At 42.9% G+C, this 273-nt stretch carries 1 pseudogene; it reads left to right on the forward strand.

Features of this window, described 5'->3' with window-relative positions:
* Nucleotides 1-273: pseudogene (locus FVA95_RS32390) on the forward strand (hypothetical protein); the annotation flags it as partial.

Here is a 273-nt window from a genome sequence, read left to right on the forward strand (position 1 = left end):
CACTTTTATGAGCACGCAAGACCTTTGGGCTGAGTTTTATATTTGGTGGACAGGGGAAGTTCTCAATTGTATTTCACTTTTACCCCTCATGTTGACCTTTCCTGCAGCGAAGAAATTAAAGTATCTTTGGACTAACCGTAGACAGTGGGAAACCCAGTTTGTCGATGTTTTACCCTTACTCTCAGTTTTAATTTCTGTGGCATGTACTCATCTGTTCTTTGGTCCTGGTGCCTTACTTTTCCCTCTAGCAGGGCTCATTTGGACGGCTTTAAG

The organism is Pseudonocardia sp. EV170527-09 (assembly GCF_008369905.1).
Taxonomy (GTDB): Bacteria; Actinomycetota; Actinomycetes; order Mycobacteriales; family Pseudonocardiaceae; genus Pseudonocardia.